This is a genomic window from Roseobacter sp. HKCCD6576-2 (assembly GCF_013179285.1).
Lineage (GTDB): Bacteria > Pseudomonadota > Alphaproteobacteria > Rhodobacterales > Rhodobacteraceae > Rhodophyticola > Rhodophyticola oceani.
In genome coordinates, this window is record NZ_WVNW01000001.1 from 1,134,100 (window position 1) to 1,149,956 (window position 15,857).

The 15,857-nt window shown below is 60.0% G+C and carries 14 protein-coding genes; 2 read left to right on the forward strand and 12 right to left on the reverse strand.

Annotation, left to right across the window (positions count from 1 at the left end; genetic code table 11):
• Positions 1-77: 77 nt before the first annotated feature.
• On the reverse strand, positions 78-794 hold the full coding sequence (hisA, locus tag GTF44_RS05645; RefSeq protein WP_171558150.1) for a 1-(5-phosphoribosyl)-5-[(5-phosphoribosylamino)methylideneamino]imidazole-4-carboxamide isomerase: 717 nt from the start codon (positions 792-794) through the stop codon (positions 78-80).
• 150 nt (positions 795-944) lie between these two features.
• Between hisA and GTF44_RS05650 the strand changes: the two genes are divergently transcribed.
• Positions 945-1,340: a DUF2147 domain-containing protein gene (locus tag GTF44_RS05650; protein ID WP_171558152.1), complete on the forward strand. Its 396-nt coding sequence runs from the start codon at positions 945-947 to the stop codon at positions 1,338-1,340.
• 102 nt (positions 1,341-1,442) lie between these two features.
• On the opposite strand, the gene hisH is transcribed toward GTF44_RS05650, so the two are convergent.
• From hisH to GTF44_RS05705, 11 genes are all read right to left on the reverse strand, one after another.
• Positions 1,443-2,081, reverse strand: coding sequence for an imidazole glycerol phosphate synthase subunit HisH (hisH, locus tag GTF44_RS05655; RefSeq protein WP_171558154.1), 639 nt, complete (start codon positions 2,079-2,081; stop codon positions 1,443-1,445).
• Between the two features lie 4 nt (positions 2,082-2,085).
• Complete coding sequence (gene hisB, locus GTF44_RS05660) at positions 2,086-2,673, reverse strand: imidazoleglycerol-phosphate dehydratase HisB (protein ID WP_171558155.1); 588 nt, start codon at positions 2,671-2,673, stop codon at positions 2,086-2,088.
• A gap of 110 nt (positions 2,674-2,783) precedes the next feature.
• Positions 2,784-3,299: a DUF2478 domain-containing protein gene (locus GTF44_RS05665; RefSeq protein ID WP_171558157.1), complete on the reverse strand. Its 516-nt coding sequence runs from the start codon at positions 3,297-3,299 to the stop codon at positions 2,784-2,786.
• A 126-nt stretch (positions 3,300-3,425) separates the two neighbouring features.
• Positions 3,426-4,223, reverse strand: a complete 798-nt coding sequence (locus GTF44_RS05670; protein WP_171558158.1) for a peptidylprolyl isomerase — start codon at positions 4,221-4,223, stop codon at positions 3,426-3,428.
• A gap of 6 nt (positions 4,224-4,229) precedes the next feature.
• Positions 4,230-4,970 (reverse strand): respiratory nitrate reductase subunit gamma, encoded by a 741-nt coding sequence (gene narI / locus GTF44_RS05675; protein WP_145210656.1) that lies wholly within the window; start codon positions 4,968-4,970, stop codon positions 4,230-4,232.
• A 12-nt stretch (positions 4,971-4,982) separates the two neighbouring features.
• On the reverse strand, positions 4,983-5,687 hold the full coding sequence (narJ, locus tag GTF44_RS05680) for a nitrate reductase molybdenum cofactor assembly chaperone (protein ID WP_171558160.1): 705 nt from the start codon (positions 5,685-5,687) through the stop codon (positions 4,983-4,985).
• On the reverse strand, positions 5,687-7,207 hold the full coding sequence (gene narH, locus GTF44_RS05685; protein ID WP_171558162.1) for a nitrate reductase subunit beta: 1,521 nt from the start codon (positions 7,205-7,207) through the stop codon (positions 5,687-5,689). Before narH ends, narJ begins: the two co-directional genes overlap by 1 nt.
• A complete protein-coding gene (locus GTF44_RS05690; RefSeq protein ID WP_171558163.1) occupies positions 7,204-10,938 on the reverse strand; it encodes a nitrate reductase subunit alpha in 3,735 nt (1,244 codons plus the stop codon). Before GTF44_RS05690 ends, narH begins: the two co-directional genes overlap by 4 nt.
• A 67-nt stretch (positions 10,939-11,005) precedes the next feature.
• A complete protein-coding gene (locus GTF44_RS05695; RefSeq protein ID WP_171558165.1) occupies positions 11,006-12,613 on the reverse strand; it encodes an antiporter in 1,608 nt (535 codons plus the stop codon).
• Positions 12,614-12,687: 74 nt separating this feature from the next.
• Positions 12,688-14,340, reverse strand: a complete 1,653-nt coding sequence (locus tag GTF44_RS05700; protein WP_171558166.1) for an MFS transporter — start codon at positions 14,338-14,340, stop codon at positions 12,688-12,690.
• A 54-nt stretch (positions 14,341-14,394) separates the two neighbouring features.
• Positions 14,395-14,859: a universal stress protein gene (locus tag GTF44_RS05705; RefSeq protein ID WP_171558168.1), complete on the reverse strand. Its 465-nt coding sequence runs from the start codon at positions 14,857-14,859 to the stop codon at positions 14,395-14,397.
• 252 nt (positions 14,860-15,111) lie between these two features.
• On the opposite strand from GTF44_RS05705, the gene GTF44_RS05710 reads away from it, so the two are divergent.
• On the forward strand, positions 15,112-15,810 hold the full coding sequence (locus tag GTF44_RS05710; RefSeq protein WP_145210637.1) for a helix-turn-helix domain-containing protein: 699 nt from the start codon (positions 15,112-15,114) through the stop codon (positions 15,808-15,810).
• Positions 15,811-15,857: the final 47 nt, after the last annotated feature.

Below are 15,857 nucleotides of genomic sequence, written 5' to 3' on the forward strand. Positions count from 1 at the left end.
GACACTGAATGCGGCATGACTATGGAACCGCCCGAATAACCCGAGAGCGACGGCATTTTTTGGCAAGGGGTGTGAGGTCAGGCCAGCTGCGCCAGGGCGTCGGCCAGATCCAGCGCGCCATCGTAAAGCGCCCGACCCGAGATCGCGCCCGCGATCACGCCCGTGTCGCGCAGAGCGATCAGATCGGCGAGAGACGAGACGCCGCCCGACGCGATCACCGGGATGGACGTGACCCGCGCGAGATCGGCGGTTGCGGCCACGTTCGGCCCCTGCATCGCGCCGTCGCGGTTGATATCGGTATAGATGATCGCGGCCACACCCGCATCTTCGAAGCTCTTGGCCAGATCGGTGACCATCATATCGGTTTCTTCGGCCCAGCCCCGGGTCGCCACCCGCCCGTCGCGCGCATCCAGGCCGACGGCCACTTGGCCGGGGAAGGCGCGGGCCGCCGCGCGCACCAGATCGGGGTCTTCGACCGCAACCGTGCCCAAGATCACCCGCGCGATGCCCCGGCTCAGCCACATCTCGATCGTTGCCATATCGCGAATGCCGCCACCAAGCTGCGCGGGGACGTCCGTCTTGGCCAAGATCGCTTCGACCGCCGCGCCATTGACCGGCTGGCCTTCAAATGCGCCGTTCAGATCGACCAAATGCAGCCAGGCGCAACCTGCATCCTGAAACGCCCGGGCCTGAGCGGCGGGATCGTCGTTGAAAACGGTGGTCTTCTGCATATCGCCTTTCAGGAGGCGCACGGCCTGGCCGTCTTTGAGGTCGATGGCGGGATAAAGGATCATGGCGCGGGCTTTCCAGGTGTATTCAGCGCCGCCCTTTTGACGCAGCCGCGACCGATTGCCAAGCCAGAGACCTAAGTGACCCCAACGTCAGGCTTGCCAGAGGGGCCGCCCATGCCTCACCATCTGGCCAATCTGTGGGAGGAGACGATCATGAAACATCTCATTTTGGCGGCTGCCGCCAGCCTCGCGATGACTGGCATGGCGAGCGCGGACGATCTTATCGGCAATTGGCGGACGGCACCGGACGACAATGGCAATACTGGGATCATCCAGGTGCAACAATGCGGCGCGGCGCTCTGCGGGACGCTGATCGAGGCCTTTGATGCCTCGGGTGCGACGATGACCTCGGAGAATGTCGGACGTCAAATCATCTGGGACACCATGCCCGAGGGCGGTGGCGAATATCGCGGGCGGCTCTATTCGCCGGATCGTGACCGCACCTATCGCTCGCGCTTGCAGCTCTCTGGCGATCAACTGGTCGTCTCGGGCTGCGTTATGGGTGGAGCCGTGTGCCGCGAAGGCGGACGCTGGCAGCGGGTCAACTGAGCGGTTGCATCAAGTTCATGGCAATGCGGTGTGGCGATGGCCCCAAAGGGGCCTGAGCCGCACCGCGCCACCGCGTCGGTCCGATACGGACCGGCGCAAGCCCTAAGGGGCCCAACCCAGAAAGTTTGAAATCAGCCGTAGCCCCGCGTGCTGGCTCTTTTCCGGATGGAACTGTGTGCCAACCACATTGTCCCGACCGACAATTGCTGTCACCGGCCCGCCATAGTCCACATGCGCCAAGAGGTCGCCCGGTTCGGCCACCTGCATATGATAGGAATGCACGAAATAGGCGTGATTGCCGGTTTCCAACCCGGCCAAGACCGGATGGACCTGATCGATCACCAGATCGTTCCAGCCCATATGCGGCACTTTCATCCGCGGCTCTGAAGGCGTAATGCGGACCACCTCGCCCGGAACCCAACCAAACCCCGCCACATCCTCATATTCCCGCCCCCACGAGGCGAGCATCTGCATGCCCACACAGATGCCGAGGAATGGCACGCCGCGCGCCTCGACAGCTTCAACAATGGCCTCTTCCAGCCCGTCTATCGCTTGCAGGCCACGCCGGCAGGCCGGAAACGCCCCGTCACCGGGCAGCACAACGCGGCTGGCACGCGCCACATCCTCGGGCCGGTCGGTCACGATCACCGGCTCATAGCCGCCCTCGCGCGCCATGCGTTGAAACGCCTTCTCTGCGGAATGCAGATTGCCGCTGTCATAGTCGATTAAAACGGTGGTCATATGCTCAGAGACTGCCCTTGGTCGACGGCACGGCATCGGCCTTGCGCGGGTCGGTTTCAACCGCCTCGCGCAGCGCCCGCGCGACCGCTTTGAATGCCGCCTCGGCGATGTGGTGGCTATTGATCCCGTGGATTTGGTCCACATGCAGTGTGATGCCGCCATGGGTCGAAAACGCCTGGAAAAACTCGCGCACCAGCTCGGTATCAAAGGCGCCAATCTTCGCGGTGGGCATCTCCACATGCCAAACCAGATAGGGCCGCCCGCTCAGATCAAGCGCGGCGCGTACCAAAGCGTCATCCATCGGCAAAAGACAGGCACCATAGCGCCGGATGCCACGTTTGTCGCCTAGCGCGGCCGTCAGCGCCTGGCCAAGGGCGATGCCCACATCTTCAACGCTGTGGTGATCATCGATATGCAGATCACCCGCGCAGCGGATTTTCATATCGATCAGCGAATGGCGCGCCAGTTGATCCAGCATATGGTCAAAAAAGCCCACGCCGGTCTGATTGTCATAAACCCCCGTGCCGTCGAGATTAATCTCGACACGGATATCGGTTTCTGCCGTCTTGCGGCTGATCTCTGCGCTGCGCATTGGGGCGCCTCCGGTTCTGATCTCCGGCGCGTTATAGGCGTGGGCGAGCCCGCTGCCTAGGGGCGCAAAACGCGCAATCGGTCAGGGTTGCAGAATGAACAAGAGGCCGCTCAGGCAGCCTCTGCCGCCAAATGCGCTTTGACCCAGTCCACAAGTGCGGCTTCCTCAGGCGGCAAGGCCTCACCGAGATCGGCGGTAAACTCCATAAACGCGGCTTGGTTCAACGTGTTTAACCCGACCAAAACCGGCAATCCCAGTTCCAGGGCTTCGGCGATCACCGGGCGAAACCCGCGCCCTTCGGCCTCATGTTTTCCGAATTTGTTGACCATCAGAAGGTCGACGCCTGCGCCGAGATTGGTCTGAACCTGCGCCACGGCTTGTTCCAAGGCCTCTGGGTCTAGACGACAGCCGCGCGAGGCTTTGCCGAGGTCTTGCGAGATGCGGATCACCGGGCCATCGGGCAGAACGCGGACATCCATGTCGCAGGCATGGCAGGTTTCACGATCGGTATTGATCTGCACCGTGCCTGCGGCCTTCACGCCGCAGGCGGCCAGACGGGCGGCGACGCCCGCCAAAAGCAGATCTGTATCGCCGCGTCCGGGTGCTATGGTGTATGCGATGTTCATATCAATCCTCGTTCTTACAGATTGCCAAAAGCATGGAGCGTCGCCAACCCTTCGGCGTCAAAGCCTGTGTCTCGCGGCGGCCGGGGTGGGGCTGAAGATAGCATGGCCGTCATCCGGTTGGCAGGCTCAGATCGGCACCATGTTGGCACCAGTGATTTCTGCCCCTGCCACCAAGTCATTCACATAAGCTTCCGCCGCACGGGTCCAGGCGGCTTTCTCCATCGCCTCAGAGATTTTTGGTCGCACGGTGTCATAGGGTAGGGTTTTTCGCGTTCCAAGCGCATCCATGCGGATGATGTGATAGCCATGGCGGGTCAGAACAGGCTCGGGCGTGATCTCGCCCTCATCCATACCGCGCAGAGCGGCCTCAAACTCCGGCACGGTGTCGCCCGGGCCAAGTTGACCCAACGCCCCGCCATTTGCCTTTGAGCCGCAATCGCTGTTGTTGCGGGCCAGCTTGGCAAAGCTTGTCGGGGTCTCAAGGGCCAGCTCAATCAGACCGGCCGCCCGTTTCTGGGCAATCTCGCACATCTCTTCGTCGCGCGGGTCGCAGGCGACGAGGATATGGGACACTTCCCAAAGCGGCGGTGTCTTGAATCGATCCGGGTCCTTCTCCCATTCGGCTTTGATGTCAGCTTCGTCGGGGATGTCCGCCACGACGGCGGTGTCGAGAAGGCCCCGGATCAGGGCCTCCTCTTCGGTTTCAAACTGCCCCGGCCCAATCTCTTCCGGCGCGGGTGTCAGGCCTTGCCGCGCCGCCTCTTGCAGCAGAAGCGTGCGGATCGCCACGGCCTGCGCCGCTTTTCGCCAGGCGATGCCGGGCTTGCCTTTCGGCGCGGCGTGGTTTTGCGCCTCGGCGGCGATCTGGGCTTGGGGCACCAGCTGACCGTTGACGATTAGATCGGGAAAAAGGGCAGTGCTCATCGGGCCTTACTCCGCTGGCGTCTGAGGTTTGGCCGACCGTGCCGGCAAGGAGGTTTGACGGCGCGAGCGCACCACCTGATAGCCGGGCCGCCAAAGATAGCGGATCGGGGCCGAGATCATGTGCACCAACCGGGTGAACGGGAAGAGCATGGTGATCAACAGGCCTAGGAAGATGTGGATCTTGTAGAGCCAATGCACATCCACAACCATGAGCCAGGCGTTCAGGTTCCAGGTCACCACGCTTTGTGACCAGGTCATGAAGCGGACCATTTCGGCACCATCCATATGCTGCATCGTCTGCGTGATCGTCAGCAACCCGATCAGAAGTTGCAGCCAGATCAGGCCCAGAATGCCGATATCAGCAAAGCTGGAGGTGGCCCGAATACGCGGATCGGTCAGGCGGCGATGCATCAGCATGGTCGCCCCGATCAGCGCGACAATCCCCGCAATGCCGCCAACAACAACCGCCAGCCACTGTTTCAAGGCGTAGGGTATGCCCAAGGCATCCAGCACCCAGACCGGCGTGAACAGCCCCAAGAGGTGGCCGAAAAACACCGTCAGAATACCCACATGGAAGAGGACGGAGCCCAGGATCAGCTGCTTACGCCGCAGCAATTGCGAAGAACTGGATTTCCAGGTGTAGGGGTCGCGTTCATAACGCGCGATGGTGCCCACCAGCAGCACGGTCAGTGCGACATAGGGCATGACTCCAAAGATGATGAAGTCGAGGCTGAAGTTCGAAAACATGTCTCTTTCTCCCTATTCGGCCGCGTGTTGCGGAGCGGTGGGTACGGGGGTCTCCATGCGCGAGAGCATCTCGCGCACTTGTGGGCAGCCGGCATTGGGATCGGGGCCAAACACGACCTCGCTTTCCTCCCAAACCTGGTCCAGCGCCTCCAAATCATTGGGGTCTGTCTCGGGCTCTTCCAGCAATTCGGCCACGGCAGCGGCGTCCGCTTTGTGACCGGAAAGCTGTAAAAGAGCGGCGAACACGGCACCATACGGGCTTTCGCGCCGGTCGAGCCGGTCAGCCAAAGCTTGGAATATATGGGCCGCGTCCGCCAAAGTATCCTGTACCTCGACGAAGGGACGCGTGGACAGGAATTCGAGCAAAACCGGCAAGTGATCGGGCAGTTCCGAGGTCATGGGTTCAAACCCAGCCTCGCGATAGGTCTCCATCAGGCTGACCATGGCACCGCCCCGGTCCCGGCTTTCGCCATGGACATGCTCAAACAGGTTGAGCGAGAGGGTGCGCGAGCGATCGAAGAGCATCACGAAGCGCTCTTCCAGGTCATAGATATCGCTTTGGGCAATATCCTCGACCAGCGGGCGCAATGCCCTGCGGGCCGCCGCGGTAAGCCTTGTATCGGAGGCCAAGACGCCTCCGATTTCCGGCATCGCCTCCTGCAGCTCCCGGGTCGGATAGCTGAGGATGAGCGAAAGGGCTTTTAAGGTGCGGTCCATTACATCGCCTCCGGCATTTTTAGGGGTTTCTTGGACCCGCCGAAGAGCGAGCCTTTGTTGATGCCGGGTGAGCAGCCATTGGTATCGGTAAAGCCGCAGCCGCCGCGCAGATCATAAGCATCTTCGACCTGTTCCCGGTGCGTGGTCGGGATCACAAACCGGTCTTCGTAATCGGCAAGGGCCATGATTTTGTACATGTCCTCGATCACCCGACCGGAGAGACCCGCCCGCGCGGCAATGCCCTCGTCGATCACGCCATCCACGGTTTTCGACCGCATATAGGCGCGCATCGCCAGCATCCGTTCCAGCGCCTGAGCCACCGGCGCCTCATCACCTGCCGTCAGCATATTCGCCAGGTATTTCAGCGGGATGCGCAAAGACCGGACATCTGGCATCGCGCCATCGACGCCAATCGCACCGGCCTCGGCGGCGTTTTGGATCGGGGAGAGCGGCGGGATGTACCAGACCATTGGCAGGGTCCGATATTCCGGATGCAGCGGGAAGGCGACTTTCCACTCCATTGCCATTTTCCAAATCGGGCTTTCCTGCGCCGATTTCAGCCAATCCTCGGGGATGCCATCGGCCCGCGCGGCTTCGATCACGCCGGGATCATTGGGGTCGAGGAAGACACCCAATTGCGCATCGTACAGATCGGTTGTGTTGGCCTGATTGGCCGCCTCTTCGATCTTGTCGGCATCGTAAAGCATCACGCCGAGATACCGGATGCGCCCCACGCAAGTCTCAGAACAGACCGTCGGGTTGCCGCTTTCGATCCGGGGATAGCACAAGGTGCATTTCTCGGATTTGCCGCTTTCCCAGTTGTAATAGACCTTCTTGTAAGGGCAGCCCGAGACGCACATCCGCCAGCCCCGGCATTTTTCCTGGTCGATCAGGACGATACCGTCTTCCTCACGCTTATAGATCGCGCCGGACGGGCAGGAGGCGGCACAGGTCGGGTTCAGGCAATGCTCGCAGAGACGGGGGAGATACATCATGAAGGTGTTCTCGTATTCCCCGTAGATCTCCTTCTGGACACCCTCGAAGTTGTAATCCTGCGACCGTTTCGCGAATTCGCCGCCCAGGATTTCCTCCCAGTTCGGGCCTTTCTCGATCTTCTCGATCCGCTCGCCGGTAAGTTTTGAGAACGGGCGCGCCGTCGGGAACGCCTTCATCTCGGGCGCCGATTTCAGGTGGTCATAGTCAAAATCGAACGGCTCATAGTAATCGTCGATCTCGGGCAGATCGGGGTTGCCGAAGATATTCGACAGGATCCGCCACTTGGCCCCCTGTTTCGGCTGGAGCTTGCCCCCTCGGGTGCGCGTCCAGCCGCCATTCCAGCGCTCTTGGTTTTCCCAATCCGTGGGATAGCCGGTGCCCGGTTTGGTCTCCACATTGTTGAACCAGGCGTATTCAACACCTTCGCGGCTGGTCCAGACGTTTTTGCAGGTGACTGAACAAGTGTGACAGCCAATGCATTTGTCCAGGTTCAGAACCATGCCGATTTGTGCGCGCACTCTCATTGGGCTGCCTCCGATTTGGTTGCCTCTTGGTCGAGCCAATCGACCTTTCGCATTTTTCTGAGAACGATGAACTCATCCCGGTTTGCGCCGACGGTTCCGTAGTAGTTGAAGCCATAGGCCTGATGGGCGTAGCCGCCGATCATATGGGTGGGTTTCAGCGTGGCCCGGGTGACGGAGTTGTGGATGCCGCCCCGGTTGCCGGTCTTCTCGGAGCCCGGCGTGTTCACGATTTTCTCCTGCGCGTGATACATGAAGATGGTGCCATCTTTCATCCGCTGAGAGACAACCGCGCGAGCCGTGAGCGCCCCGTTGGCATTATAGGCCTCCACCCAGTCATTATCAGCGATCCCGACGCTTTTGGCGTCATTCTCGCTGATCCAGACCACCGGACCGCCCCGGTTGAGCGTCAGCATCAACAGGTTGTCGGTATAGGTGGAATGGATGCCCCATTTCTGGTGCGGGGTGATGAAGTTCAGCACCAGATGCGGATTGTCCTTATCGGTGTGAATGTCATCGGTAATGGTCTTGAGATCCACCGGCGGGCGGTAGGACATCAAGCCTTCGCCGAAGGCCCGCATCCACAAGTGATCCTGGTACAGCTGTTGGCGTCCCGTGAGTGTGCGCCAGGGGATCAATTCGTGGACATTGGTATAGCCTGCGTTGTAGCAAACCTTTTCGCTTTCAAGCCCCGACCAAGTCGGCGAAGAGATGATCTTCCGCGGTTGTGCCGCGATATCGCGGAACCGGATTTTCTCATCCTCTTTCGGCTTGGCCAGATGGGTGTGATCGCGGCCCGTCGCTTTGGAAAGCGCATCCCAGGCTTTGACCGAGACCTCGCCATTGGTTTCCGGCGCCAGCATCAACACCACTTCCGAGGCGTCGATATCGGTGACGATCTTGGCGCAGCCTTTCGCGGGGCCATCTTCCCAGACACCGTTCAGATCGCGCAGATGCTGCACCTCATGTTCTGTGTTCCAGGTGATGCCTTTGCCGCCATTGCCAAGCTTGTCCATAAGCGGGCCAAGGGCCACGAAGCGGTCATAGATCGCCGTATAGTCCCGCTCCACCGGCACATAGTTCGGCGCGGTTTTGCCGGGGATCAGGTCACATTCGCCTTTCTTCCAATCTTTGACCTGGTCTTGCGCGATCTCAGCTGGGGTATCGTGCAAGATCGGCAGGGCCACCACATCGGTCTCCTTGCCGAGCACCTCCGGCGCAACCTCTTGGAACTTCTTGGCAATGGCCTTGAAAATCTCCCAATCCGATTTGGACTCATAGGCCGGGTCCACGGCCGCCTGAAGCGGGTGGATGAACGGGTGCATGTCCGAGGTGTTGAGATCGTTTTTCTCGTACCAAGACGCAGTGGGCAGCACGATGTCGGAGTAAACCGCCGTGGTGCTCATCCGGAAGTCGATGGTGACCAGAAGGTCGAGTTTGCCGCGTGGGGCATCGTCGTACCATTTGGCTTCTTTCGGCAATTGCTTGCCTTCCTCGCCCAGATCCTTGCCCAGAACGCCATGATCGGTGCCAAGCAGGTGTTTGAGGAAGTACTCATGGCCCTTGCCGGAGGAGCCCAGAAGGTTCGAGCGCCAGACAAAGAGGTTGCGCGGCCAGTTCTCTGGCGCATCCGGGTCTTCGCAGGACATTTCCAGATCGCCGGAGGTGAGCTGCGCAGCGATGTAATCCTTGGGCTCCTGACCTGCGGCTTTGGCGGCCTTCACCACCTCCAGCGGGTTGGTCTTGAGCTGTGGGGCCGAGGGCAACCAGCCCATCCGTTCCGCTCGGATGTTGTAGTCGATCATCGTTGCGTCCCAGTCGCCTTCTGGCGCGGTGGGCGAGAGGATCTCGTCCGAGGTCAGCTGCTCATAACGCCACTGATCCGTATGGGCATACCAAGCGGAGGTGGAGTTCATGTGCCGGGGCGGACGACCCCAGTCGAGCGCAAAGGCCAAGGGCAGCCAGCCGGTCTGCGGGCGGAGCTTCTCCTGACCCACATAGTGGGCCCAACCACCGCCGGATTGCCCCACGCAGCCACACATCACCAACATGTTGATGACGCCGCGATAGTTCATATCCATGTGGTACCAGTGGTTCATCGCCGCACCGATGATGACCATCGATTTGCCTTGGGTTTTCTCGGCGTTCTGCGCGAACTCCCGGGCCACATGGATGATTTTGTCGGCGGAAACGCCGGTGATCTTCTCGGCCCAGGTGGGGGTGCCCGGCACGTCATCGGCATAGTCGGAGGCGACCCAATCACCGCCCAGGCCCCGGTCGAGGCCATAATTGGCGCAGAACAGGTCGAAAACCGTGGCGACTTTGATCTCACCTTCGGCGGTGTTGACCACCTTGACCGGAATATGCCGGGTCAAGACGTCGGGGCGCGTGTCGCCAGTGGTGAATTGCTCGGTCGCCGCAGCGCCGAAATAGGGGAAGTCGACGCCCAAAACATCGTCATGATCATCGTCGAGGATCAGCGACATTTTTAGATCGGTCTCAGCCTCACCAGCGCGCTCTTCGAGGTTCCATTCGCCGTCTTCGCCCCACCGATAGCCAATCGAGCCATTCGGCGCGACCAACCCACCCGATGCGCCGTCAAACGCCACGGTTTTCCATTCGGGGTTGTTGTCTTCCCCCAGTTTTCCATCGAGATCATCGGCGCGGAGGAAACGGCCGGGGATTAGACGCCCGTCTTTCTCTTCGAGCTTCACCAGCATCGGGAAGTCGGAGTATTTCCGGGTGTATTCCTCGAAATACTCGGCCTGACGGTCCAGGTGGAATTCACGCAGGATCACGTGGCCAAAGGCCATGGCCAGCGCTGCGTCGGTGCCTTGCTTTACGTTGAGCCAGACATCGCCGAATTTGGACGCCTCGGAATAGTCCGGGCAGATGACGGCGGATTTGGTGCCGCGATAGCGTGCCTCGGTGTAGAAATGCGCATCTGGCGTCCGGGTTTGCGGCACGTTTGAGCCCCAAACCAGAAGATAGCCCGCATTGTACCAATCGGCGCTTTCGGGCACGTCGGTCTGCTCGCCCCAGGTCATCGGCGAGGCCGGCGGCAGGTCGCAATACCAGTCATAGAAGCTCATGCAGACGCCGCCCAGAAGCGACAGATAACGCGAGCCGGCGGCATAAGAAATCATCGACATCGCCGGGATCGGCGAGAAGCCGAAGACGCGGTCGGGGCCATAGGTTTTGACCGTATACGCGTTGGCCGCAGCCGTGATCTCAGTGGCCTCATCCCAGGTGGCGCGGACAAACCCGCCTTTGCCACGAGTCTCCACGTAAGACGCACGCAGGATCGGATCGGATTGCAGCTTGGTCCAAGCCTCGATCGGGCTGAGCGTCTCGCGCATTTTGCGCCAGACCTTCATCAGCCGCCCGCGCACCAGCGGGTTCTTCACCCGGTTCGCGGAATAAAGATACCAGCTATAAGAGGCGCCCCGGGCACAGCCACGCGGTTCGTGGTTCGGCAAGTCATGCCGCGTGCGGGGGTAATCGGTTTGCTGGGTTTCCCAGGTGACGATCCCGGATTTCACATAAATCTTCCAGGAACAGGACCCGGTGCAGTTCACGCCATGGGTCGAGCGGACAACTTTATCATGCCGCCAACGGTTCCGGTAGGTGTCTTCCCAATCGCGGTTTTCGCGGGTCACTTGCCCGTGGCCATTGGAGAACTGGTCCAGTTCTTTGGACTGGAGGAAGTTCAGTCTGTCGAGCAGGTGGCTCATATCTCTTGCTCCCTAGGGGTTACGCGGCCCCGCCCGAAGGGGATCTCCGGGCGGGGGAGATCAGGGTTTACGGGTTCTTGATGTACGCATTGGGGCGCAGGTAGAACCACCAGTTGATGGCGATGCAGACCGTGTAGAAGACGGCAAAGCCATAGAGCGCGTATTGCGGTGTACCAGCGCCCATCTGTTCCCCGAAGATTTGCGGGATGAGGAAGGCGCCATAGGCCGCCACGGCGCTGGTCCAGCCAAGAACGGGCCCAGCCTGTTCTTTGTTGAACGCAACCGCGATCGTGCGGAAGGTCGAGCCGTTGCCGATACCGGTTGCCGCGAAGAGCAACAGGAAGATCAGCAGGAAGGGCACGAAATACGTCTCAGGCGTGGCCGAGGCATAGGCCTGCTGCAGGATGTAGGCGAGGGCGAGTGCACAGCCGACCATCACAACAGAGATGATCTGGGTCACTTTCGCGCCACCAGCCCGATCGGCCCAGACGCCGCCCAAGGGGCGGATCAGCGCGCCGATAAACGGCCCCATCCAAGCGAACATCAGGGCAGACGGCCCGTTCGGGTTCGCCACATCGTGGGTCATGACGCCATCAACCATGATGTGTTGGAAGCCGAAGACCACCTTGATCGTCAGGCCCATCGCGGCGGAGTAGCCGATGAAGGAGCCGAAGGTCATCACATAGATGATGGTCATCGCCCAAGTGTGCTTGTTGCCGAAGATTTTATACTGGCGCGACAGGTTTTGGCCGACTTGGCCGGGGATCATCCGGAGCGCGGCCACGGTCAGAACGATGACGATCGGCAGGACGAACCATTTCGAGATCATGAAGCCGGAGCCACCAACAGCGGCTGGCAACATCAGCCAGAGGCCAAAGCCCGCACAAGCCAGGCCGATGCCATACATGAAGCCAATGATGCTAAACGCGCCGATTGGGTTCGGGATGTTGGGGCTGACATGCTCGTCGCGGATGTTGTTCATGCCGAACCAACCCAGGAAGGCCAGCGGGATGAGCGCCAGAAGCCAGACCAGACCGGCGTTTTGGATATAGGTCTCGGTGCCTGCGGGGATGCGCCCGATCAGTGTGCCAGACGTGTTGACCAGCGTTTGCGACGCGCCACCGAAGAGGCCGAAGGTCATCACCAGCGGGATCACGATCTGCATCGTGGTCACACCGAAATTGCCCAAACCGGCGTTCATGCCAAGCGAGTAACCTTGGATCTTCTTGGGGAAGAAGAACGAGATGTTGGACATCGAGGCCGCGAAGTTACCGCCGCCGATCCCCGACAGAAGCGCCAGGATCTGATACTGCCAGAGCGGCGTATCGGGGTTTTGCAATGCGATGCCTGTGCCGATGGCCGGGATCATCAGAAGCGCGGTCGTAAAGAAGATTGTATTTCGCCCGCCCGCGATGCGGATAAAGAACGTGGCCGGGATACGCAGGGTGGCGCCTGACAAGCCCGCAATCGCGGTCAGTGTGAAGAGCTGCGAGTTTTCAAACGGATAGCCTAGGTTGATCATCTGAACGGTGATGATCCCCCAATAAAGCCAGACCGCAAAGCCGCAGAGCAGCGATGGAATGGAAATCCAGAGATTGCGGTTCGCAATCGCCTTGCCGGTGGAGGCCCAATAGGCCTCGTCATCCGGGGTGTAGTTTCTAAGGTCTTGTCCCACGTGTGTCTCCTTGGACTTGTGCTTTTGCGTGGAGGGTCAACCTGCGGCCCGGAGTGACCGGGCCGCAGATCGCGTTACTTTTGGGTTTGTGGCGTGCCGCCAGCGGGTGAGAGCTTGGCCAGGGCTTCGCGGAGGTCATCCATGTCCTTGAACCGCGCCGTGACGGTCAGACCGGTGCCGCGATCGGCCAATCCAACCCGTTCGCTGCCGGCAAAGATCGTGGCCAGATCGGCTTCGGTTTCTTGGCGGACACGGGCTTCGTCAGCGATGGCTTGGTCGACCGACGAGATCACATATTCATCGCCAAACCCGCCTTCGGGCTCTTTCAGCAGGAAGTAGCAAGCCAACCAGCTGATCGCGGCACCAGCCGAGATGATGAAGAAGAACTGCGACGGCGTGACATACATGAAGATGAAGAGGTAGAAGACCGCGCCGACATTGCCGTAGGCCCCTGCCATACCCGCGATCTGGCCGGTGACGCGGCGCTTGATCGATGGGATGATCCCGAAGGTCGCTCCCTCGGCTCCTTGCACGAAGAACGAGCAGCCGATGGTGATGGCAATCGCGATGATCAACGGCCAGGTGCTGTCGAGCAGACCCATGAGCGCAAAGCCGATGGCGATCCCCAGCATATAGGCCAGCATCACGAAGCGACGGTTGCCCATCCGGTCGGAGACCAGGCCGCCCATCGGTCGGGCGAAAAGGTTCACGAAGGCGAAGGACGACGCGATGATACCGGCGGTCACCGGGGTCAGCCCCCAGGTTTCCTGGAAGAACAGTGGCAACATCGAGACCACGGCCAGTTCCGCGCCAAAGTTGGCGAAATAGGTCGTGTTGAGCGCCGCCACCGAACTAAACGGATAGCGGTCATCCTCCGGCACACCTTTGCGCAGGATCGGAAGGTTGACGCGCAGCACTTGCCAGACCTGGTAGATCACCACCACGACGATTGCGGCATAACAGAAGCTGGCCGTCATCGTGTCGATATAGCCGAGGTTCTGCACCCGCCAGACAAGGATCGACAGAATCCCGATCAGGGGGATGGTGAAGAGGATCAACAGACCAAGGTCGCGATAGGTGGAGACCTCCAAAGCCGCAGCTTTGCGAGGTTTCTTATGGGTGTCTTTGGTCGGACCATCGGTAATGGCGAACCAGTAGAAAACGCCGTAAGCCGCCATGATGATGCCGGAGGTGGCAATCGCATAGCGCCAGCCATCGTCGCCGCCATAGACCGACAAGGCCACCGTCGGGATGGTCAGAGCCGCAGCGGCGGACCCGAAGTTCCCCCAACCGGCATAGAAGCCTTCGGCAAAGCCGATGTCGCGCGGTTTGAACCACAGGGCGGTCATGTGAATGCCGACCACGAAGGAGGCCCCGACCGAGGACATCACCAAACGGGCGAAGAAGAGTTGTTCACGGGTATCGCCGAAGGCGAAGAACAGCGTCGGAATGGCCATTGAGACCATCAAGACGGAGAAAACTCGCCGGGGCCCCCATTTGTCGAGCGCCATACCGACAACGATCCGCGCCGGGATCGTCAGGGCCACGTTGGCAATCGCAAAGAGCCGCAGGTCGTCCCGGGTCAACCAATCGGCGGACCGCAAAATGGACGACGCCAGCGGCGCCATGTTGAACCATACATAGAAGGTGATGAAGAAGGCGATCCAAGTGAGGTGGAGCGCCCGAATTTCCCGGTTTTTAAACCGGAAGACGTCTGAGACTTTCATTTCTAACCTCGGTCGGGCTTAAAGAGTGGCTGGCGTTTCACTGTGTGTTGGGGATCAATCCGCACCGGTCGGAATAATCAGGAGCGGGCATTGCGCCCGGCGGGCGAGAAAGGCCGAAACCGACCCAAAGGTCATGTGGTCGAACTCTTCCACCAGCGCGTCGAGACGGCGGGTGATGAAATTGCCGTCGGGCTTGTGGCTGTGGCGCGCCATGACCAAGAGGTCTGGGCGGCGCTCATCGGCCGCGCGCAAGATCATCTTGCGGGCGTCCCCCTCGGCCATCAGCACCTGGGCTGAAAACCCCGCCGCAGTCAGCTCAGCTGCGGCGGCTTCAACGCCGGCCTTCTGATCCGCAAATTGCTCATTAAACATGTCATCGGCACCCGCCGTGGCGCTGCCGACATCTTCGATTACCGAGATCAGCGTAATGCTGGGCTTGGCGGATGCGAACATTTCCTTGACGACCTCAAGTGTGATCCGCGCGTTGCGCGAATGGTCGTAGGCGATCATGACATCCATCTGTGTCCTCCTAGGTCTGTCCCTTCCCGCTTTGCGATGCGGGTGCTTGCCCAAGGAGGCGCCTAAACTCGGCGTTCCGACTTGATCCGGATCAAAAACCGGGATTTTTCTTTTAAAATAAATGGATTACCGAAAACTGTTGTGTCGAGCGAAAACTGGGGTCAAGTTCCCACTCAAGAATTGCGTATCGATTGATTGATATTTATCAAGTAGTCAGACGACAATCGTCAATCACTGTCTTGCGAGCCCTTGATGCCCATTCACGACCTGCCCGAGATTCGGGCCCTGCCACTGTTTGAAGATATGGCACAGGAAAGCTTCGACGCGCTGTTTCGCGGTGCCTATGTGCAGACCTTTCCACCGCAGGTGGAGCTCATCACTGAGGGTGACCGGTCGGATTTTCTGCATGTCGTGATCTCTGGCAGTGTCGAGCTCTTCGCGAGTTGGAACCGACGGAACACGACAATGGCTACGGTGCGCCCGATATCAACCTTTATCTTGGCGGCCACAATCAAGGACGCGCCCTATCTGATGTCTGCGCGGACGATGGAGAAGAGCCGGGTTGTGTTGATCCCATCCATGGATGTCCGGGATGTGTTTGAGACAGATAGCGAGTTTGCCCGCGCCGTGGTGACAGAGCTGGCGCAATGCTATCGCTCGGTGATCAAGAACACCAAGAACCTCAAACTACGCAGCTCGATTGAACGGCTGGCGAATTTCTTGATCCGGGGTCATGAAACCAATGGCCACGCGCTTGAATATGATCTGAACCTGGAGAAGCGCCGGCTGGCCTCGTTTCTCGGCATGACATCAGAAAACCTCTCACGCGCGATTAAAGCGCTGAGACCCTATGGCGTCGAAATCGATGGCCAAAAGGTCAGGATCACCGATTTGGACGACCTGCGGAAACTGGCAAAACCGAGCCCATTGATCGACGATTACTCGACGTGATCGGCAAAAGACGACTGCCGTGCCGATGTCTTGCGGTTTTTCTTCTG